The 19,300-nt window shown below is 71.6% G+C and carries 18 protein-coding genes and 1 pseudogene; 12 read left to right on the top strand and 7 right to left on the bottom strand.

Annotated elements, in window-relative coordinates; translation table 11 throughout:
• Positions 1-81: 81 nt before the first annotated feature.
• The 3 genes from ACIQRL_RS40245 to ACIQRL_RS40235 all read left to right on the top strand — a co-directional run bounded on the left by ACIQRL_RS40245 (position 82) and on the right by ACIQRL_RS40235 (position 3,029).
• Positions 82-1,338 carry a lanthionine synthetase LanC family protein gene (locus ACIQRL_RS40245; protein WP_401341231.1) on the top strand — a complete coding sequence of 419 codons (1,257 nt, stop codon included), beginning with the start codon at positions 82-84 and terminating at the stop codon, positions 1,336-1,338.
• A 116-nt stretch (positions 1,339-1,454) separates the two neighbouring features.
• Positions 1,455-1,991: a DUF1269 domain-containing protein gene (locus ACIQRL_RS40240; RefSeq protein WP_401341190.1), complete on the top strand. Its 537-nt coding sequence runs from the start codon at positions 1,455-1,457 to the stop codon at positions 1,989-1,991.
• 117 nt (positions 1,992-2,108) lie between these two features.
• On the top strand, positions 2,109-3,029 hold the full coding sequence (locus tag ACIQRL_RS40235) for an aldo/keto reductase (RefSeq protein WP_401341188.1): 921 nt from the start codon (positions 2,109-2,111) through the stop codon (positions 3,027-3,029).
• Positions 3,030-3,245: 216 nt separating this feature from the next.
• On the opposite strand, the gene ACIQRL_RS40230 is transcribed toward ACIQRL_RS40235, so the two are convergent.
• Both ACIQRL_RS40230 and ACIQRL_RS40225 read right to left on the bottom strand, forming a co-directional pair.
• Positions 3,246-4,298, bottom strand: a complete 1,053-nt coding sequence (locus tag ACIQRL_RS40230) for a sodium-dependent transporter (protein WP_401341185.1) — start codon at positions 4,296-4,298, stop codon at positions 3,246-3,248.
• A complete protein-coding gene (locus ACIQRL_RS40225; RefSeq protein WP_401341183.1) occupies positions 4,252-4,995 on the bottom strand; it encodes a phosphatase PAP2 family protein in 744 nt (247 codons plus the stop codon). Before ACIQRL_RS40225 ends, ACIQRL_RS40230 begins: the two co-directional genes overlap by 47 nt.
• A gap of 359 nt (positions 4,996-5,354) precedes the next feature.
• Here ACIQRL_RS40225 and ACIQRL_RS40220 point away from each other — a divergent pair, with 359 nt between their 5' ends.
• Positions 5,355-5,747 carry a VOC family protein gene (locus ACIQRL_RS40220; protein WP_401341180.1) on the top strand — a complete coding sequence of 131 codons (393 nt, stop codon included), beginning with the start codon at positions 5,355-5,357 and terminating at the stop codon, positions 5,745-5,747.
• Between the two features lie 73 nt (positions 5,748-5,820).
• Entirely contained in the window at positions 5,821-6,885 is a 1,065-nt protein-coding gene (locus ACIQRL_RS40215; RefSeq protein ID WP_401341179.1) for an adenosine deaminase, read from the top strand.
• Here ACIQRL_RS40215 and ACIQRL_RS40210 read toward each other — a convergent pair.
• On the bottom strand, positions 6,873-7,382 hold the full coding sequence (locus tag ACIQRL_RS40210; protein ID WP_401341176.1) for a DUF664 domain-containing protein: 510 nt from the start codon (positions 7,380-7,382) through the stop codon (positions 6,873-6,875). The genes ACIQRL_RS40215 and ACIQRL_RS40210 overlap by 13 nt on opposite strands.
• Before the next feature lie 134 nt (positions 7,383-7,516).
• Positions 7,517-8,410 (bottom strand): LysR family transcriptional regulator, encoded by an 894-nt coding sequence (locus ACIQRL_RS40205; RefSeq protein WP_401341174.1) that lies wholly within the window; start codon positions 8,408-8,410, stop codon positions 7,517-7,519.
• Positions 8,411-8,555: 145 nt separating this feature from the next.
• On the opposite strand from ACIQRL_RS40205, the gene mgrA reads away from it, so the two are divergent.
• Positions 8,556-9,548, top strand: a complete 993-nt coding sequence (mgrA, locus tag ACIQRL_RS40200; protein ID WP_401341230.1) for an L-glyceraldehyde 3-phosphate reductase — start codon at positions 8,556-8,558, stop codon at positions 9,546-9,548.
• A gap of 209 nt (positions 9,549-9,757) precedes the next feature.
• Here mgrA and ACIQRL_RS40195 read toward each other — a convergent pair whose 3' ends face one another.
• The gene (locus ACIQRL_RS40195; protein ID WP_401341173.1) at positions 9,758-10,045 is read right to left on the bottom strand and encodes a DUF1905 domain-containing protein; all 288 of its coding nucleotides are present in this window, start codon (positions 10,043-10,045) and stop codon (positions 9,758-9,760) included.
• 549 nt (positions 10,046-10,594) lie between these two features.
• Between ACIQRL_RS40195 and ACIQRL_RS40190 the strand changes: the two genes are divergently transcribed.
• From ACIQRL_RS40190 to ACIQRL_RS40175, 4 genes are all read left to right on the top strand, one after another.
• Positions 10,595-11,005: a hypothetical protein gene (locus ACIQRL_RS40190; RefSeq protein ID WP_328557338.1), complete on the top strand. Its 411-nt coding sequence runs from the start codon at positions 10,595-10,597 to the stop codon at positions 11,003-11,005.
• Between the two features lie 67 nt (positions 11,006-11,072).
• Positions 11,073-13,415, top strand: a complete 2,343-nt coding sequence (locus ACIQRL_RS40185; protein ID WP_401341171.1) for an FHA domain-containing protein — start codon at positions 11,073-11,075, stop codon at positions 13,413-13,415.
• Positions 13,416-13,421: 6 nt separating this feature from the next.
• Entirely contained in the window at positions 13,422-14,132 is a 711-nt protein-coding gene (locus tag ACIQRL_RS40180; protein ID WP_401341169.1) for a hypothetical protein, read from the top strand.
• Between the two features lie 34 nt (positions 14,133-14,166).
• Positions 14,167-15,165, top strand: coding sequence for a serine/threonine-protein kinase (locus ACIQRL_RS40175; RefSeq protein WP_401341166.1), 999 nt, complete (start codon positions 14,167-14,169; stop codon positions 15,163-15,165).
• Between the two features lie 159 nt (positions 15,166-15,324).
• Here the strand turns inward: ACIQRL_RS40175 and ACIQRL_RS40170 are convergent, their stop codons facing one another.
• The gene (locus tag ACIQRL_RS40170; RefSeq protein ID WP_401341164.1) at positions 15,325-16,620 is read right to left on the bottom strand and encodes a streptophobe family protein; all 1,296 of its coding nucleotides are present in this window, start codon (positions 16,618-16,620) and stop codon (positions 15,325-15,327) included.
• A 162-nt stretch (positions 16,621-16,782) separates the two neighbouring features.
• Here ACIQRL_RS40170 and ACIQRL_RS40165 point away from each other — a divergent pair.
• A pseudogene (locus tag ACIQRL_RS40165) lies at positions 16,783-18,045 on the top strand (DUF6777 domain-containing protein); the annotation flags it as partial.
• Between the two features lie 142 nt (positions 18,046-18,187).
• Positions 18,188-18,670 (top strand): helix-turn-helix domain-containing protein, encoded by a 483-nt coding sequence (locus tag ACIQRL_RS40160; RefSeq protein ID WP_401341162.1) that lies wholly within the window; start codon positions 18,188-18,190, stop codon positions 18,668-18,670.
• Positions 18,671-18,696: 26 nt separating this feature from the next.
• Here the strand turns inward: ACIQRL_RS40160 and ACIQRL_RS40155 are convergent, their stop codons facing one another.
• The gene (locus tag ACIQRL_RS40155; RefSeq protein ID WP_401341159.1) at positions 18,697-19,299 is read right to left on the bottom strand and encodes a ClpP family protease; all 603 of its coding nucleotides are present in this window, start codon (positions 19,297-19,299) and stop codon (positions 18,697-18,699) included.
• Position 19,300: the final 1 nt, after the last annotated feature.

Here is a 19,300-nt window from a genome sequence, read left to right as displayed (position 1 = left end):
GTGGCTCTCGCGATGCGCCGGCGCCCCTTGGGCGGGTCCGGAAGATCATGCGAGGGTGGGCCCGTGACGGCATCAGAAGGCATGGCTGTGGGGATCGACGAGGTCGAGGGACTCGCCGTGGACGGGCTGCGGTGGCTGATCGAGGCGGCGCGCGGAACCCCACGAGGCGGCCTCGCCTGGACGACAAGACCCTCGGACGACGAGCCGGACCCGACGCTCTACAGCGGTACGGCCGGAAACGTCCCCGTACTCCTGGAGGCGTGGCGACACTTCGGCGACGACTCCTACGCCGACGCCGCCCTGCGCGCGGCCCGCAGCCTCACGGACTCCGTCGACGGCATCGACGACGACTCCCTCTACTTCGGCCGCACGGGAATGGCTCTCGTCCTGCGGACCCTTCACGAAGAACTCGGCGACACGGCTGCCGGCACCGCCGCCGACCGCGCGCTGGAACTCGTACGGTCACGATTCGACGGGACCCGCTGGGGCGAGCTGTTCGAGCTGATGGGCGGCAACGCGGGGATCGGCCTCGGCGCACTTCTGGCCGGCGACGCCGAACTGGCCGTCCTCGCCGTGGAACCGTACCTGCGGACGGCGGAGGAGACCCCGGCGGGCGTTCATTGGGCCCATCGCGCGGATATCGACTCCCGTCTGCATCACATATCCCACGGCACGCTCGGCATCGTCTCGGCGCTCGCCCGGGTCGGCGTGGCCACCGGCCGTACGGACCTGGTCGAACTGGCGCTCGCCGGTGCCGCCGACGTCGTGGCGCGCGACGAAGCGGGGCCGGAGGGATTCCTGGTGCCGCACTCCACCCCGCAGTTCCGCCCCGACGTCATCGAGTCCCACAGCTACGGCTGGTGCCACGGCCCGGCCGGCGACGCCCAGGTCTTCCGGATGCTGAGAGACATCACGACCGACCCGGTCTGGCCGGCCCTCGCCGACCGCTGCTGGCACACGGTCACCCACTCCGGCCTGCCCCGGCGACCCCGCCCCGGCTTCTGGGACAACAACGGCCGCTGCTGCGGAACGGCGGGCGTGCTCGCCCTGGCCTGCGACCGGATCGCCGAACAGCACGACCCGTACGACTTCGCCCACGTCCTCGTCAGGGATCTCGCCACCCGCGCGATCCGGGACAGCGAAGGCGCCCGCTGGTCCAACCACGAACACCGGGCCACCCCGAGCGACCTCGAACCGTGCACCGGCTGGGCCATGGGGAACGCGGGGATCGTTCGTGAACTCCTGCGCTTCGTACGGCTGAGCCGCGGGGGCGATCCCCGGTACGCGTTCGCCTGGCCGGACCAGCCTCCCGTGCCCGCTCCAGGCCCCATGCCATGAGTACGAGCGGATGCAGCCCTGCCGGGGAGCGCGCAGCATGAAGTCATGAGCGAGTCGGCGGCAGCCTGCAACGGTCGTGCAGTGCGGCCGCAGCCAGGCGCCGTGGTCCGCCGAGCATGGCGAGCACAGACGGGAGCGACATCATGGCCAAGCCCGACGCGGTCTTCATCTACATCGGCACCTACCCCAGCGAAGCCGCGGCACGAGCCGACTACGAGATCGTCAAGGACCTTCACAAAGCGGGCGCGGTCGGCACCTACGACGCTTCCGTGGTCACCAAGGACGAGGCCGGCAAGGTCCACGTGAACAAGGACGAGACGGCCACGCGGCACGGGGCATGGGGCGGAGCCGCCGCCGGCGCGGTCGTCGGCCTGCTGTTCCCGCCGGCGGTCATCGGCACCGCCCTCGTCGGCGCAGCCGTGGGAGGTGTGGGCGGCCACCTCTGGCGTGGCATGTCACGGGTGGACGTCAAGGAGTTCGGCGAGCTCATCGACGAGGGAGAGGCCGCCCTCGTGATCGTCGGTGCGAGCACGCTCTCACAGGCCCTGGAGAAGGCCGAGCTGAAGGCCGAGAAGCAGATCGCCAAGGAGCTCGACGTCAGCACCGACGACATCGACAAGGCCGTCCAACAGGCAGCCACCCAGGTCGCCTGATCACCCGGCGTCGGAAGCACACGGGAAGGCACCTGAACACGGCCACCGCGTCGGAAACCCCTGTCAGGGTTCGAATCTGCGCACGTGGCTCCCGAGACCTCATGCGAGACTGCCGCGATGACCGTAGAAGCGATCACCGCGGCAGCCGCGGGTACCTGGGCACTCGGTGAACTCACCGTCAACCGTGTCGGATTCGGCGCGATGCGGCTGACGGGGAGCGCCGCCTTCCATCATGGGACGCCGAGCGAGCACGCACGCTCGATCGCCGTGCTGCGGCGGGCGGTTGAGCTCGGCGTCGACCACATCGACACCGCTGCCTTCTACTTCTCCTCGCTGCGCTCCGCGAACGAACTGATCAACAGCGCCCTCGCGCCGTACGCCGACGACTTGGTCATCGCCACCAAGGTCGGGCCCTTCCGGGACTACGCGGGGGAGTGGGGCGACGCGGCCCGGCCGGACCAACTGCGGTCCCACGTCGAGGAGAACCTGCGCCAGCTCGGCCGCGATCACCTGGACCTGGTGTATCTGCGCCGTATGCGACAGGACTCGATCGCCGAACACTTCGGAGCGCTGGCCGAGTTGCGCGACGCCGGACTGATCCGGCATCTCGGCGTCTCCGACATCGAGGCCCGGCATCTCGACGAAGCGCGGGCCATCGCACCGGTGGTCGCGGTGCAGAACCGGTACGGCCTCGGCCTGCCGTCCTCCGACGGTGCGGGCGACGCCGTACTGCGGGCCTGCCGCGAACTCGGCATCGCCTTCGTGCCGTTCTTCGCCATCGCGGGCAACGGTGGGTCGCTGGGTCCCGCGGGCGGCGACGAGGCGGAGGTCATCGCCGTCGCCGAGGCGCACGACGCGACACCCGTCCAGGTCCGGCTCGCCTGGACCCTCCATCAGGGCCCGCACGTGCTCGCCATCCCCGGCACCGGCAACCCCGACCATCTGGCCGACAACATCGCGGCAGGCGCCCTGCGTCTGACGGACGCGCAGCTCGCCGGCCTTGACGCGCTCCACGCCCGGGTCACCGGAGGCGTGTGATGCCGAGGGTCCCTGCCTCGCCGGGGCAGGGACCCTCCACCCTCCACCCTCATCCCGCGCACGGACGCGCCCAACGATCAGCGAGCAACCAGCTACCAGCAACCAGCAACCAACAACGACCAACGATCCTCTGGTTGCCGGCAGCGCGAGGTGGGGGTCGGGCCGAGAAAGTCGCCCTGGTCCGCGGCGGCGGAAACGGTGCCGCGGACCGGCCCGTCAGGTCTGGGCACGGGATCGTCCTCCGGCCCGTACGACCCGTCCCGCGGCCATTTTCTGCAACAGGCTGTAAGCCAGCACCGGCAGCAGGACGTGTGGCCTGTCGGGGAGTGTCGTCGTGATCAGGACGGCGCTGGCGCTGCTGTTGTTCATCCCGCAGGCCAGGGTGACCGACGCGCCCGCCGGGGCGTCGAGGCGCAGTGCGCGGGCGGTGACCAGGCCCAGCGCGAACGACAGCCCGCAGACGATGGCCGCGACGGCCACCGCGGCGGTGAGCAGGACCGGCTCGGGGTGGGCGAGGAAGGGGCCGAGGGCTCCGCTCGCGTTGACGTACGTCAGGAGCAGCGAGGCGAGTATCGCCGCGGGCGCCGCTGCCCCGAGCAGGTGGGCGGATGGGCGCCGGGGCAGCACGAGCCGGCACAGGATTCCGGCCCCGCACGGCAGCAATACCCCCGTGAGGGCGAAACCGCTGCCCGCGGTCCGGGCCGCGTCCGCGAGTGAGCCCGCGTACGTGCCGTGCAGCAGTGGGCACAGGGTCGTCAGGGTCACCGGGAAGGTGAGCGGACTGACGATCGTGGACGCCAGGACGAGGCCCACCGCCGTCGGCTGACAGCCCTCCCCCTTGCCGGTCCACACCGTGGCCCCTGCCGCCACCGGCATCGCCACGATGAGGATCATCGCCGTGATCAGCCCGCTGCCCCCGTCGCTGTCGGGGGACTGCCGCAGCGCGAACGCGACCCCCGGGATGATCACCAGGGGTGCGACGAGGTGCAGAGCGAGGCCCGTCAGCAATGCGGTGGGACGGCCGAGAAGCGCCCGCAATTCGTTCAGCGGCACCTGCATGCCGGCGGTGAACAGGACCAGGGACAGCAGGAAAGGAGCCGTCCTGAAAGGGAGTTCGAAGAACCAGGCAGGGCCGAGCCAGTGAGTGCGGCGCAGCCACAGACCCGGGGCAGGGATTGTGGCGGCGGCCAGATAGGCGACGCCCACCGCCCAGCCGAGATGGCTACGGAGCAGGGTCAGGGGGGACGTCGCGCTGGTCGTGGGATGCATCGTGGCGCTCTTCCGTCGTGGGACCTGGGCGGAGACGGGGCGCCGATATCGCGGAGAGAGCGCGGGGGAGGAACCGTGCGAGGGCGTAGAAGAGCAGGCTCAGCCAGCAGATGGCGAACAGCCAGCCGCCGACGACGTCGGAGAACCAGTGCACACCCAGGTAGACGCGGGAGAGGCCGACCAGCACGGCCCAGCAGCCGATGAGCGTGACGAGGGTTCTCTTGTGCCGCGGCGCCCGGGCGAGCACCGCGAGGACGAGAAGTCCCCCGGTGACGGCGGACGTGGTCGTGTGACCGGAGGGGAAGGACCAGCCCGAGGCATGGGTGGCCCAGTCCGCCACGGGGGGACGGGGGCGGGCGACCAGTGACATCACGGTGAACCGCACGGCCTGCGCGGCCGCCAGACAGCCCACGCAGGCGGCGACCGTGCGGACCCGCTGACGTGCGTTCCGTCCGAGGAGAAGTCCGGCCACGACGACCAGCCCGTAGGCGATGACTCCTGTGCCGGTGGAGGTCACGCCGCGTGCCAGGGCGAGGGCCACGTCCGGGCGGTGCGTGAGCGACCAGGAGGCGAGCTCCTCGTCACCGAACAAGGGGGCACCGTGGTGACCGGTCACGATCAGCGTCAGCAGGACGAACGCGACCAGGCTTCCCACCGCCGTCGAACCGGCGATGTCGCCGGTGTCCTGGCGCTTCACGGCCGAGCCGGAGGGACATCGGCCTCGGGCGCGGGTACGGCACCCGGGGCGGCGGCGGACATGGATGTGGCCCCTTTCCACGGCAGGCGCGCACACGGCAGAACACCTAGCCCGCGCCAACTCCATTGCTGTAATCGTCTACACAACTGTAGACGATTGGGCGCCGGGATCGTTCCCGTGTCGACCGACGAAGATCGCCGGCCGTGTCGACCGACGAAGATCGCCACCCCACCCCCCGGTGGAGAAAGCCCCTCGAACCCCCGGCGAACCCCCGTCCCTCCCTCCCCCGAAAGACCGCCTCCGGACAGTCCGGCGGAATGCCGTACCCTACGTGTTACGTATAACCCTGGAGAGGTCCGATGAGACGCATCGCCCTGGTCACCCTCGTCGTCGACGACTACGACGAGGCCGTCCGCCACTACACCGAAGCCCTCGGTTTCCGCCTCGTCGAGGACACCCCGAGGCCCGACGGCTCCCGCTGGGTCGTGGTCGAGCCGGGCGTGGACGGCGGCGGAAGCGGGTTGCTGCTGGCCCGCGCCAAGGACGATGCGCAGCGCGGCCGGGTCGGCGACCAGACCGGCGGACGCGTCGGCTTCTTCCTGTACACCGACGACTTCGCCCGCGACCACGCCCGGATGAGCGCCGCGGGCGTGACCTTCCTGGAGGAGCCGCGCCACGAGCCGTACGGCTCGGTCGTCGTCTTCCAGGATCTGTACGGCAACCGCTGGGACCTGCTCCAGCCCGCCGGCTGACCGGGATCTCCCGCACCTTCCGCATCGCGCAGTACCCTCCCGCCCCGAACCCACCTCCCGAGGAACACCGCACATGACCGCGCACCGCATCGACATCGACACGATCCGCCGCCTGCCGAAGGCGGTCCTGCACGACCACCTCGACGGCGGTCTGCGCCCGGCCACCCTGGTCGAGCTCGCGGAGACGGTCGGCCACACCCTGCCCACCACGGACCCGCAGGCACTGGCCGACTGGTACTACGAGGCCGCCAACTCCGGTGACCTGGTGCGCTACATAGCCACCTTCGAGCACACCCTCGCCGTGATGCAGTCCCGCGAGGGCCTGCTGCGCACGGCCGAGGAGTACGTCCTCGACCTCGCCGAGGACGGTGTCGTCTACGGCGAGGTGCGCTACGCGCCCGAGCTGATGGTGAACGGCGGGCTCACCCTGCCGGAGGTCGTCGAGACCGTGCAGGAGGGTCTCGCGGCCGGCATGGCCAAGGCGGCCGCCGCGGGCACCCCGGTGCGCGTCGGGACCCTGCTGTGCGGCATGCGGATGTTCGACCGGACCCGGGAGATCGCCGACCTCGCGGTGGCGTTCCGGGACGCCGGGGTCGTCGGCTTCGACATCGCGGGCGCCGAGGACGGCTTCCCGCCCGCCGACCACCTGGCCGCCTTCGAGCACCTGCGCGGCGAGAGCGTCCCGTTCACCATCCACGCCGGTGAGGCGCACGGTCTGCCCAGCATCCACCAGGCCCTCCAGGTGTGCGGCGCCCAGCGCATCGGGCATGGCGTCCGCATCACCGAGGACATCGTGGACGGCAAGCTCGGCCGCCTCGCGGGATGGGTGCGCGACCGCCGTATCGCCCTGGAGATGTGCCCGACCTCCAACCTCCAGACCGGCGCGGCCGACTCCATCGCCGAGCACCCCATCACCGCCCTGCGCGACCTGGGCTTCCGCGTCACCCTCAACACCGACAACCGGCTGGTCTCGGGCACGACGATGACCCGCGAGATGTCGCTGCTCGTCGAGGAGGCGGGCTGGGGCATCGAGGACCTGCGCACCGTCACGGTGAACGCGGTCAAGAGCGCGTTCATCCCCTACGACGAGCGCAAGGTCCTCATCGAGGACGTCGTGCTTCCGGGCTACGCCTGCTGAACGAGTCCGCGTACGTAGGCGGCCTGTCCGACGTGCTGGAGATCGTCGGACAGGACGCTGACCAGGCGTACGCCCAGGGTGACCGGCGGATCCCAGCGTTCGTCCACGACGCGCTCGAAGTCCTGGGCGGCCAGCCCGCCGATGAACGCGAGGGTCCGCTCGTGCACGGCGTCGTAGTAGCCGAGCAGCAGGTCACCCGACTCCACCCGTACCCGGGCGACCTTCGCCGACGTGTGGCCGTAGCCCGTGTCGCGCAGGGGCAGGTCGAGCCCGAAGCGTTTGGCCCACTCGTCGGTGAGCCAGACCTGGTCGGTTCCGGCGGCGTCGGCGACGTGGTCGTCCTGGACCCGGGTGAGATGCCAGACCAGCCATGAGATCGAGTTGGCGGTCTCGCTGGGGCGGGCGTTGAGGTCGTCCGGCGGCAGGCCGTCGACGGCGGCATGGACTTCTTCCCGGATGCGGCCGAATCCGTCGATGAGGATGTCCTTGGCAAGCATGGATCCACCATCGCGCATCACGCCCGTCCCTGCGTCCGGAACTCCGGGTGTTGGGCCCAGTGATGCGTCCACGACACCCGCCGCACCCGCAGGCGGACGTCCCGGGTGGACGGCCGGCCGGTGGGCCCTTGGGCTCAGACGCCGTCCCGGGAGGTGTCGAGGAGCATCATCAGGGCCCGCGCGGCCGGGCTCGTGGCCTCCGGGGGCGGGAGCATCGCGACGGTCTCGTACGACCCTTCGACGGGGCCCTTGAAGGGGAGCGCGGTCAGCGCGCGGGCCTCGCGTTTGAGGCCGAAGTGGCGTGGTACGACGGCGATTCCGAGTCCCTCGTGGACGAGCTCCAGAAGGCTGTGGACGTCGTTGACCTCCAGGGCCACGGTCCGCTGCACGCCCGCCGCCGCGAACGCCGCGTCGGTGGTGCGCCGCGGACCCCAGTCGGGGTGGAAGTCGACGAAGGCCTCCTCGCCCAGTTCCTCGGGCGTCACCACGGCGGCGGTCGCGAGACGGTGTTCCGGGTGGCAGAGCACGGTCATCGGCTCACCGGTCAGCGGGACCGAGCGCAGATGCTCGGAGTCGGCCCGCGTCCGTACGGCGAACGCCAGGTCCAGACGGCCCGCCGCGACCTCCTCGGCCAGTGCCTCGGAACCCGCCTGCCGCAGCCGGATCTCCACGTCCGGATGGCGCCGCCGGAACGCGGCGAGCAGCTTGGCGCAGTGCACGCCCGCGATGCACTGTTCGGTGCCCAAGGACAGAGTGCCGCGCAGGACGCCCTGTACGGCGGCCACGGCGTCGTGCGCCGAACGCACCTGGGCGAGGATCCGCTCCGCCTCGACGAACAGGGCGCGACCGGCCTCCGTGAGGGTGACCCGGCGGGTCGTACGGACGAACAGGGGCGCCTGAAGCTCCCGCTCCAGCGCGCGGATCGACGACGACAGGCCCGACTGCGACACCATCAGCCGTTCCGCCGCACGGGTGAAGTGCCGGTCCTCGGCGACGGCGACGAAGTGCTGGAGGTGGCGCAGTTCCATGAGGCACAAGGGTAAGGGCCGTGGTGGGGGCGCAGGCCCCATTGAGAAGCGGGATCGCTCAATGCCATCCGATCCTCCCGTTGGACTGCTGCCCATGGGGCGCGCGAGAGTGGAGACCTGTTTCCCCGGCCCCCAGGAGTACGCGTTGTACACCCCACACCCCGACCGTTACGCGGACATGCCCTACCGGCGCACCGGGCGCAGCGGCCTGAAGCTCCCCGCGCTGTCGCTCGGCCTGTGGCACAACTTCGGCCCCGACCGGCCCGTGGACGTCCAGCGCGCCATCCTGCGCCGCGCCTTCGACCTCGGCGTCACCCACTTCGACCTGGCGAACAACTACGGCCCGCCGCCCGGTGCCGCCGAGTCCGCCCTCGGCGACGCGCTGAAGGCCGACTTCGCGCACCACCGCGACGAGCTGATCGTCTCGACCAAGGCCGGATACCTGATGTGGCCGGGCCCGTACGGCGAATGGGGCTCGCGCAAGTACCTGCTGTCCTCGCTCGACCAGAGCCTGGGCCGGATGGGCCTGGACCACGTCGACATCTTCTACTCGCACCGCCCCGACCCGGAGACTCCCCTGGAGGAGACGATGGGCGCCCTGCACTCGGCGGTCCAGCAGGGCAAGGCGCTGTACGTCGGCGTCTCGAACTACTCGGCGGAGCAGACCCGCGACGCCGCCCGGATCCTGGCCGAGCTGGGCACCCCGCTGCTCATCCACCAGCCGCGCTACTCGATGCTCGACCGGCGTCCCGAGGACGAGGGCCTGCTCGACGCGCTCGACGAGCTCCAGGTGGGCTCCATCGCGTACTCGCCGCTGGAGCAGGGCCTGCTCACCGGCCGCTACCTCGACGGCATCCCGGATGACTCGCGGGCCGCGAGCGACAGCCCGTTCCTGAGCGCGGACAAGGTCACCGAGGACCTCGTGGGCCGGCTGCGCACCCTTGACGAGATCGCCAAGTCCCGCGGCCAGTCGCTGGCCCAGCTGGCGCTGGCCTGGGTGCTGCGCGGCGGCCGGGTCACCTCCGCCCTGATCGGCGCGAGCAGCCCGCGGCAGCTGGAGGACAGCGTCGCGGCGATCGGCAACCTGGAGTTCTCCGAGGACGAGCTCGCCCGGATCGACGCGGTCGTCAAGGCGTAGGGCCACGGCGCCCGGCCGACCGCCGGGCGTTCGCCGAGGTCCCTGGTGCCGCACGCGTCCGCGTCAGGGACCTCGGCGGGCGGTGGCTGTCGGTGTGGCCCCGGCAGCCACAGGTCGTCCGCACGGCGCCGTTCAGCCCGGCCTCCGCGTTGGTTCAGGCACCGCCGCCCGCGCGCTCACGGGCACGGACGCCTCCGCCGTGCCGGCCCCTACCCGGTGATCCGTTCCTCCAGGCGTACGGTCACCGTGTCGCCCTCCTCCTTCCCGATCGCCTTGCGCACATCGGCCTTGACCGGCAGTTTGTGGGTGCCGTCGCCCAGTGCCATGAACGAGCTGCGGAAGGGGCGGCCGTCGATCGTGCCGCTGACCTTGACCAGTCCCCGGGTACCGAAGAACGCGACGGACTCGGGCCAGACCACGTAGGTCCAGCCGCCTTTCTCGGGGCTCTTGCGCAGTACCGCGGTGAATTCCGCGTCGAGTCTGCTCGCGGTGCTCATGTGGTCCTCCCGGTCCCGTGGTCGTCCTCTTCAAGAGACCACCGGAAGGGCGAAAACTCATCGCGAGCGCCGAGCGCCGAGCGCCATGCGCCGCCCCGGCTGGGCTCGGACCGGGACGCGTCCCGTATTCCGCGCACCTGCTGACGCGGCGGACGACCGCGGTCTCGTAGCGGTCGGTGTTCGCGGACAGGGTGAACCGGCCTCCATCGAGGAACGTATCCCTGGGCAAGGTCCGCATCCGGAGCCGGTCCTGCCGCTCCGGGACGCGATACGGCCACCCTGGCGGGAGGCCTTCATAGCGTCGACCACCTGCGGGGGAGCGCCGCGGGTCAGGAGGCCGGGGACACCGGCGGTGCCGTTTCGGCCAATCCAGGCGGTGAATATGCCAACAGACTGGCTGGAATCACATGGTGACAGTGTGTCAGTAGTGACGATACTCAATCAGTAGGGCAATTCAGCCACGCCCGTGCATCAGCAGGGTGCACTGCCCATGAGCCGCAGGGAAAGTGAGGCCGGACCGGCGACGAGCGACGCCAATGGGGGAAGATCGTGCACGACGAATTCCTGTGCCATGTCACCGCGTACGGCATCTGCGGCGGTCAGCGAGTCGGCGTTCCCTTAGGCACCTATCGCGCGCCGACCCTCGCGCTGGCCCTGTGGTGGATGCGGGACCGGGCGGCCTGGATGGCCGAACGGCTCGATCCGCAGCCGGAGGACCCCACCTTTCCGCCCAACTCGATCGCACCGGTGGGGGAGAGCGTCCCCGACGTCCCGACGATGCTGCGCGCCTGGTGCGGTGACTCGGAGCAACAGGAGCTCGTCGCCGAGGAGTTGGCCGCGGGAAAGCTCGTTCGCGTCTCCACCAACGACGACACCACCGAATACGAACTGCTCGCGGAATCGGTGGACGCGCTGCGCATGCACCGCACCGCCGCCGTGCTCGGCATCTCCGCCGCCTGACCGTCCCGGCGTTCCGGCCGCGCAGACTGATCAGGCGCGCATGTGGGCGAATCGTTAGAATTCTGGCATGGCACAGAGGCCGGTCGCGGCGACTGCACCCGAGCTCGTCCTCGAAACCGAGACGGGCTCGACGGTGATGAGTCCGAACCACGACTACCACGTCGGGCGCGACCCCCTGTGCGAGGTCGTGATCGACGACGTCCGGGTCTCGTGGCACCACGCGGTGCTGCGGCCCCACGCCGATCACTGGACGCTGGAGGACGAGAACAGTACGAACGGCACGTACGCCGACGGCCGGCGCGTCCACGAATGGGGCGTCGGACCCGGCAGCGTCATCCGCTTCGGCAGTCCCGCGGACGGCCCGCGCGCCGTCCTCGTCCGCCGCCCGCCACCTGCCGCGGAGCGCCCCTCGGCCGTCTCCATGCCGGCCGCCACCGGCACCTTCAGACAGCCGACCACCGTGCGGCCGCTGCCCTCCCGCACCGTCCGCATCGGCCGCGGCGCCGACAACGACCTGGTCATCGACGACCTGATCGTCTCCCGGAACCACGCGGAGCTGCGGGCCCGGCCCGACGAGACGTACGAGATCGTCGACCTGGGCAGCCACAACGGGACCTTCCTCAACGGTCAGCCGGTCGAGAGCGCCCTGGTCACACCGGGCGACATCGTCGGCATCGGGCACTCCGCGTTCTGTCTCGTCGGTGACCAGTTGCAGGAGTACGTCGACAGCGGCGAGGTCTCCCTCGACGTGCAGGACCTCACCGTCGAGGTGGACAAGGGCCGCAAGACGCTTCTGGACCAGGTGGCGTTTCCCGTCGGCGAGAAATGTCTGCTCGCCGTCGTCGGCCCGAGCGGCGCCGGCAAGTCCACCCTCCTGAACGCGCTCACCGGACAGCGGCCCGCCGACCACGGCACGGTGCTCTACGACGGCCGCGACCTCTACCGCGACTACGCCGAGTTGCGCCAGCGCATCGGCCTCGTCCCGCAGGACGACATCCTGCACGCGCAGCTGACCGTCCGCCGCGCGCTCACCTACGCCGCCGAACTGCGCTTTCCGCAGGACACGGCCAAGGAGGAGCGCCTGGCGCGGGTCGACGAGGTGATCGGCGAGCTGGGCCTCGGGCAGCGCGCAGACCAGCCCATCCACAGCCTGTCGGGCGGACAGCGCAAGCGCGTCAGCGTGGCCCTCGAACTGCTGACCAAGCCCTCGCTGCTCTTCCTCGACGAACCGACCTCCGGCCTCGACCCGGGCATGGACCGCTCGGTGATGCACATGCTGCGCGGCCTCGCCGACGACGGCCGTACCGTCATCGTGGTCACCCACAGCGTGCTCAGCCTGGACGTCTGCGACCGGCTCCTGGTCCTCGCGCCCGGGGGCAAGGTCGCCTACTACGGACCGCCCGACGACACCCTGGCCTTCTTCGGCTACCGGCAGTGGCCCGAGGCGTTCGAGGCCTTCGAGCACGACACGGACCGGGACTGGGCGGGGGAGTACCGCGACTCGCCGTTCCACCGTCAGTACATCGACAAGTCGACGTCACAGCCGAAGATGCCGGACAAGGCCACCGGAGCGCTCGTCGGACCACCGCCCAAGGCCCAGAGCTGGGGCTCCCAGCTGCGTACCCTCGTCCGCCGCTACGCCGCCGCGCTCGGCGCCGACCGGACCTTCCTCGCCATCATGATCGCCCTGCCGTTCGTGATGGGCGCGATGGCGCGGGCCCTGGCCGGCAGCAAACTGACCCGGGACACGGCGATGAACGCGCTGCTCATCCTGTGCGTCGGCGGTGTGCTGACCGGCGCTGCCAACGCCGTACGGGAACTCGTCAAGGAACGGACGATCTACCAGCGGGAACGGGCCGTCGGCCTGTCCAGATCGGCGTACCTGATGTCCAAGGTCGTCGTCCTCGGCACCATCACCGTGCTCCAGGCCATCGTGCTCACCCTCGTCGCCCTGTTCGGCGTCGACCTCAACGCCCCCGGCGGCAAAGGCGTCCTGATGCCACCGCTCCTGGAGATCACGCTCGCGGTGGCCCTGCTGGCCTTCACCGCGATGATGCTCGGCCTCCTCGTCTCCGCCCTGGTGCACAAGGAGGAGGTGACGATGCCGCTGCTGGTGCTGCTGGCGATCGTCCAGGTGGTGTTCTGCGGCGCGCTCCTGAAGCTGCACGGCGTTCCCGGCATCGAGCAACTCGCCTGGCTGGTGCCCTCGCGCTGGGCCCTGGGCGCGATGGCCGGGACGATCGGCCTCTCCAGGATCGTTCCCGGCAACCTGACCGGAGACCCGCTGTTCCGGCATTCCACCGGCGTCTGGCTGCTCAACCTGGGGATGCTGGTCGTGCTCTCCGTCGTCTTCGGCTGGCTGGTGGCCCGGCTGCTGCGGCGGCACGAGCCCGCGGTCATGCGGAAGTAACGGCCGATGACGAGCCCCGACTTCCGCCCGACGCATGTCGTTCCGCAGGACGGGCTGCCGGCCTGGGAGTCGCCGGACCCCTCCCGGCCCACCGCCCCGCTCGACGCGCTGCTGCCGGTCGAGCTCGTCGACCGGCTCGGGGACTGGGGGCGGGTCGTCTGCGCGAACGGCTGGTCGGCCTGGGTCGACGGGCGCCTGCTGATCGCCGTACCGCAGGTGCCGCCGGCGGCGACCCGTCCGCTCGCCCGCACGGCCGATCCGCGTCCGCTGCTGGCCCGCGTGGAGGAGGCGCTCTCCGACTACCGCAAGGCGGCCGAGGACCTGGCGTCGGGGGACCTGGAGGCGGAGACCTTCAGGGCCCGGACCCAGGGCAGCCGGATCGGGGTGGTCGTCGACGGCGAGTCGCTGTGGCTGTACGACGGTGAGCACGAGCGGTGGGTGTACTGCGACGGGACGCGGCTGAGCACCTTCGCGGCCGAGCGCGCCCCCGCGGCCGTACGACCCCGGACGGCTGGGCAGCCCCAGGAACAGGCCCCGGAGCGGGACCGGGGCCCGGAGCGGGACCGGGACAAGGAGCCGGCCCCGGAGCCCGGGCCGAAGAAGAAGGCGCACGAGCACGCGGCCGACCCGACGCGGATCGTGGGGGAAGCCGCTCCCGGCGGCCACGAACCCACCCGGCTGGTCACCTTCGAGGACGACGACCGGGGCGAGGGCTGATGGACGGCGCCCGGCGCGACCGGGATGACCGCTGATGGGCGAGGACTCCCGGCGCGACATGAGCGTGTTCTCGGGGCGCCCCTCCGATCTCATCGGACGCCAGATCGCCGGCTACCGGATCGAGCGGGAGATCGGCCGCGGCGGGATGGCCGTCGTCTACCAGGCCAAGGACCTGCGCCTGGACCGCACGGTCGCCCTCAAACTGCTCGCCCCGGAACTCGCCCGCAACGACACCTTCCGCGGCCGCTTCACCCACGAGTCACGGGTCGCCGCGGCGATCGACCATCCGCACATCGTGCCCGTCTTCGAGGCGGGCGAGACGGACGGTGTCCTCTACATCGCCATGCGCTACGTCGCCGGGCGCGACCTGCGTCATCTCCTCGACCGCGAGGGGCCGTTGCCGGTCACGGTGGCCGCCCGGATCGCCCTCCAGGTCGCCTCGGCGCTCGACGCGGCCCACGATCACGGCCTCGTGCACCGGGACGTGAAACCCGGCAACATCCTGGTGGCCCAGGGCACCGACAGCGACCATCCCGAACACGTCTACCTCACGGACTTCGGGCTGACGAAGAAGTCCCTGTCACTGACCGGGTTCACGAGCGTCGGACAGTTCGTCGGCACCCTGGACTACGTGGCACCGGAGCAGATCTCCGGCAAACCGGTCGACGGCCGCTGCGACGTCTACAGCCTCGCCTGTGTCGTCTACGAGACGATGGTCGGCAAGCCGCCCTTCCAGCGCGACGACGACATGGCGCTGCTCTGGGCCCACCAGTACGACCAGCCGCCGGCCCTGACGACCAAGCGCCCCGACATCCCGGACGCCGTCGACGCCGTCCTCGCGAAGGCGCTGTCCAAGAGCCCCGACGACCGGTACGACTCGTGCCTGGCCTTCGTCAGCGCGTTGCGGATCGCCGCGCGCGGTCCGGTGAGCGGGGTCGGCACCGCCTCGCCGATGGACGCCGATGCCGCACCCGGTCCTCCCGGGCCGCCTCCTGGGCCACCCGCCTGGGCCCGGCCGGTGTTCCGGCACTGACACGGGCGCGCCCTGTCCTTCGCCGCCGACGGACCGCACCGCGGCGAAGGACAGGGCGCGCCCGCCTTCGCCGCCGTCGGATCGCACCGGCTCCGCCGGGCCCGGTGCCGCCCGCCGTCGGCCTCCCGCCGCGACCGCCCCTCCCGTCTGCGGCCGGCCTCAGCCGGAGGCCTTGACCGCACCCCTGCGCCGGACGCGCTTCGCGAGCAGCGCGCCGAGGAAGCCGGTGACCAGCCCCCACAGCACGGCGAAGCCGAGGGCGCCCCACACCTGGGGCTTCAGGAAGAGCTCCCCCTTCAGACCACCGCCGACGTCGCCGAGACCGAGGATCGACAGGCCGTAGTGCGCCGAGATCCGGCCGAGAAGACAGATCATGAGCACCGTCAGCGCGAGCGCGACCGCCATGTGGACGGCGTGCTGCCAGGCCCGGATCCGGGCCGGTGAGCGGGCCGCCATCAGGAACGCGGCCCCGAGCAGCAGGACGGCGTCGACGACCACCAGCCACCAGATCCTGCCGTCGTGGTCGGCGAGGGTGCCGAGATTGACCGCGGACACGTCAGGAGTGCGCAGCACCTCGTCGAGCAGATGCGGCATCGGCAGCCCGAACGGCCCGTCCACCCGGCCGTTCCAGGTGGCGCCCAGCCCGATGGTGAAAGCGAGCCAGACGACGTTGGGAAGGCCGAGGAGCATCACGGCGAACGTCTCGGCCGCGTGCCCGCGGGTCGCCGCCACCACCAGCCCGATGATCACACCGAGGCCGACGCAGGTGAGCAGCAGGACCACCATGGCGTACGCGGCCGGGCGCACCGATTCCTGGAAGCGCAGCAGCCGGGCGGGGAGCGGTGCCCCCCGCGAGACGAGCAGCGCGATCACGAACACACCGGCGAGCCACAGCACTCCGAAGACGAGGGTCTGTGCCACGGCGGCCTTGAAACCCACCTCGGGCGTTGCGCCGAACAGGTCGCCGATGGCGCCGATGGTGCCGTTCCCGAGGTCGACGGTGAAGTTCTGACGGGCCGCGAGCGCCAGCCCGATCAGGGCGAGCAGCCACAGGACGAGGAGCCGCCCGGCCCAGCCGGCCAGTTCCGCGGCCCCGGCGACGGCGCGGTGCCGTAGCGGCCGAAGGAATCCCGCCCCGAGCACCAGCGCTCCGGCCAGGGTCACCGACAGCGGAATGACGGTGAGACCCGCCTTGGTCTGGGCGATGGCTCCCGCGTCGCCGGTGAACTCGATGGTGCCGCCGACCGCCGTGACGACGGTGGCCGCGACCACCCGCGGATAGGCGTTGTCTGGAAGATCGGTGGCGCCGGACGCCCACAGCCCGAGAGCGGCGACGATCCCCATGACGAACAGCCCGGCCAGTACGGCCACGAGGGCCTGGACCCAGCCGTGACGGGCGGCGGGACGCGCACCGCTGCTGTCGGCCGGCTGGGCGGACGGTGTCTGGGGACTCACGCTGCCACGCTAAGCAGCGCCGACACCCTTCGCCCCTCGGGAGGGCCGACCGCGTCGGCTTGCGGGCACCGGCGGAACGGGGCACACAATGGGTTCGCTGTGGAAGAAAGCGGCACAAAGTGCCCGGATGCCGCTGCATCCCTCCATCGGGAAGAAGAGCTCGTGAGCGTCGAACCGCCGTCCTCCGGCCGTCCCACCGGACCGCCTTCGGGCCCGCTGTCGGGCCCGTCGCAGCCGAGCCCGACCCAGCCCGTCAGCCGCCCGCCCGCCGGACCGCCCAGCGGCGCGTCCGGCGGGGGAAGCGGAGCCGGAGGGGGAAGCGGAGCCGGCGGTACCGGCGGCGGTGGTACGGGCGGCGGCGGTACGGGTGGTCCGTCCGGGCCCGGCGGTGGCGCCACCGGGCCCGGCCGACCGGGTGGGGGACCCGAGCGGCCCTGGTGGCGGTCGGCCCCGCGGGTGGCGCTGATCACCGGTGTCGTGGCGGCGGCGGTGATCCTCGGTCTGGTCTTCACGAACAACGGCGGCGGGTCCAAGAACACCGGCAGCGAGGTCTTCCTGCAGTCCGCGGACAAGACGGGGCCCGATCCGTTCACCGAGTCGACCGCCAACGACAGTTCCACCGAGCCCCAGACCCCCGCGACACCGGCCCGGTCGGCGCCCGCCAACGCGACCCGCGCCGTCAGCGGCAACGCGCCCGGCCTCTACGGCGGCACCCGCAACGTCTCCAGTTGCGACGTGGGCAAGCAGATCAGCGCGCTCCAGGCGGACCCCGCGAAGAACAAGGCGTTCGCCTCGGTGCAGGGCATCCAGCCGGACGCGGTCCCCGCGTATCTGCGGTCCCTGACCCCCGTACAGCTGCGCATGGACACCCGCGTCACCAACCACGGCTACCGCAACGGCGCCCCCACCAGCTACCAGGCGGTCCTCCAGGCAGGCACCGCCGTTCTCGTGGACGCGCGCGGTGTGCCCCGGGTGCGCTGCGCGTGCGGCAACCCGCTGCTCGCGGCGGTCCCGCAACAGGGCACCCCCAAGCCGACCGGCGACTCGTGGTCCTCGTACCGCTCGCAGAACGTCGTGGTCGTCGCGCCCTCGACGACGATCATCAACGTGTTCGTGATCTTCGACCCGGACAACAACGAGTGGATCGCCCGGCACCGGGGCGACAACGTGCACCAGGACAAGAAGACGCACCCGCCGGTGAACCCCTCGCCGTCGGTCAGTGTCTCGGGGTCCGCTTCGCCGTGCTCCTCGCCCGGCGACAAGAAGCCGGCGTCCGGCAGTCCCTGCCCGTCGACCTCGGCCTCGCCTTCGTCGGAGAGCTCGTCGTCCCCCTCCGGACCGACCTCGTCCGCGCCGTCCTCGGCGCAGCCGGAGCCCCCGTCCAGCGCGCCCCCGTCGACCGCGACGGAATCGGCCCCGGCGTCCGGTTCGGCGTCCGCCGGTCTGACGACGCAGTCGGCGGCCTCCGCCGTCTCCTCCTCCGCATGGGCCAACGGCGTTCCGCCGCTTCACCGAGAGCGGAACGCCGCTCCCTTCCGGTACGGCCCGGCGCTTCTAGGCTGAAGGGGTGAGCAACCACGCGCCCGACGAAGCCCGCGTCATTCCCCTGCGCCCGGCGGCGGCACGCGAGCCCTCCCGGACCCCGTCGGTGGCCGACGCCCCGGCTCGGGCACCGCACCCGCCGGTCCTCGCGCCGCACCGGGGGCCGACGGCCCCGGCGGCTCCCGGCCCCCGGGGCAAGGAGCCGTTGTGGCGCGACCTGGTCGGCGACGTCCTGCGGCGCGAGCGCCTGGCCCAGGAGCGCACGCTCAAGGACGTGGCCGACGCGGCCCGTATCTCCATGCCCTACCTCTCCGAGGTGGAGCGCGGCCGCAAGGAGGCCTCCTCCGAGGTCCTCGCGGCCGCCGCGCGCGCCCTCGGTCTCGGCCTCACCGAGTTGCTGTCGCTGGCCCAGCGGGAGTTGACCCGGCACACCCTGGCCGAGGCCCACCGGGGCCGCTCCCGCTCGTCCTCGTCCTCGCGCTACGACGGCATGTGTCTCGCCGCCTGACTCCGGCCCCCGGGGCGCCCCGGGGGTCAGAGCACGGCGAGCCGCCGGCTCAGGATCTCGTCCGCGAGCCCGTACTCCACCGCCTCCCGCGCGGTGAAGATCTTGTCGCGGTCCATGTCCGCGCGCAGCGTGGCGACGTCGTGGTGGGTGTGCCGGGACAGCACCTCCTCGACCTGCGAGCGGATCCGCAGCATCTCCTTGGCCTGGAGGCTGAGGTCCGACACCGTGCCCTGGCGTCCGCCGCTCGCCGGCTGGCCGAGCAGGACGCGTGCGTGCTCCAGGACGAACCGCCGTCCGGGATCGCCCCCGGCCAGCAGGACCGCGGCCGTCGAGGCGGCCTGCCCGACGCAGAACGTCGAGATGGGCGCCTGCACGAAGGTCATCGTGTCGTAGATCGCCATCAGCGAAGTGAACGAGCCGCCGGGCGAGTTGATGTAGATCGCGATCTCGCTCTCCGGACTCGACGACTCCAGATGGAGGAGCTGCGCGATGACGACGTTGGCGACGCCGTCGTCGATCTCCGTGCCGAGAAAGATGATCCGCTCCGAGAGCAGCCGGCTGAAGACGTCGTACGACCGCTCGCCCTGCGGGGTCCGCTCGACGACGTTCGGGATCGTGTACGTACCCATG

It is taken from the genome of Streptomyces sp. NPDC091209 (assembly GCF_044757755.1).
Classification (GTDB): domain Bacteria; phylum Actinomycetota; class Actinomycetes; order Streptomycetales; family Streptomycetaceae; genus Streptomyces.
Note: the sequence above shows the minus strand (reverse complement) of the source record. Positions and strands in the feature narration are given on the sequence as shown.

Bases quoted from the DNA above. Each gene is read 5' to 3' on its own strand.
- ACIQRL_RS40185 (WP_401341171.1), top strand. From the start codon at position 11,073: ATGGCACAGAGGCCGGTCGCGGCGACTGCACCCGAGCTCGTCCTCGAA.
- ACIQRL_RS40205 (WP_401341174.1), bottom strand. From the start codon at position 8,410: ATGGAACTGCGCCACCTCCAGCACTTCGTCGCCGTCGCCGAGGACCGG.
- ACIQRL_RS40230 (WP_401341185.1), bottom strand. From the start codon at position 4,298: ATGCATCCCACGACCAGCGCGACGTCCCCCCTGACCCTGCTCCGTAGC.
- ACIQRL_RS40195 (WP_401341173.1), bottom strand. From the start codon at position 10,045: ATGAGCACCGCGAGCAGACTCGACGCGGAATTCACCGCGGTACTGCGC.
- ACIQRL_RS40235 (WP_401341188.1), top strand. From the start codon at position 2,109: ATGACCGTAGAAGCGATCACCGCGGCAGCCGCGGGTACCTGGGCACTC.
- ACIQRL_RS40180 (WP_401341169.1), top strand. From the start codon at position 13,422: ATGACGAGCCCCGACTTCCGCCCGACGCATGTCGTTCCGCAGGACGGG.
- ACIQRL_RS40155 (WP_401341159.1), bottom strand. From the start codon at position 19,299: ATGGGTACGTACACGATCCCGAACGTCGTCGAGCGGACCCCGCAGGGC.
- ACIQRL_RS40245 (WP_401341231.1), top strand. From the start codon at position 82: ATGGCTGTGGGGATCGACGAGGTCGAGGGACTCGCCGTGGACGGGCTG.
- ACIQRL_RS40240 (WP_401341190.1), top strand. From the start codon at position 1,455: ATGGCGAGCACAGACGGGAGCGACATCATGGCCAAGCCCGACGCGGTC.
- ACIQRL_RS40220 (WP_401341180.1), top strand. From the start codon at position 5,355: ATGAGACGCATCGCCCTGGTCACCCTCGTCGTCGACGACTACGACGAG.
- ACIQRL_RS40215 (WP_401341179.1), top strand. From the start codon at position 5,821: ATGACCGCGCACCGCATCGACATCGACACGATCCGCCGCCTGCCGAAG.
- ACIQRL_RS40175 (WP_401341166.1), top strand. From the start codon at position 14,167: ATGGGCGAGGACTCCCGGCGCGACATGAGCGTGTTCTCGGGGCGCCCC.
- ACIQRL_RS40210 (WP_401341176.1), bottom strand. From the start codon at position 7,382: ATGCTTGCCAAGGACATCCTCATCGACGGATTCGGCCGCATCCGGGAA.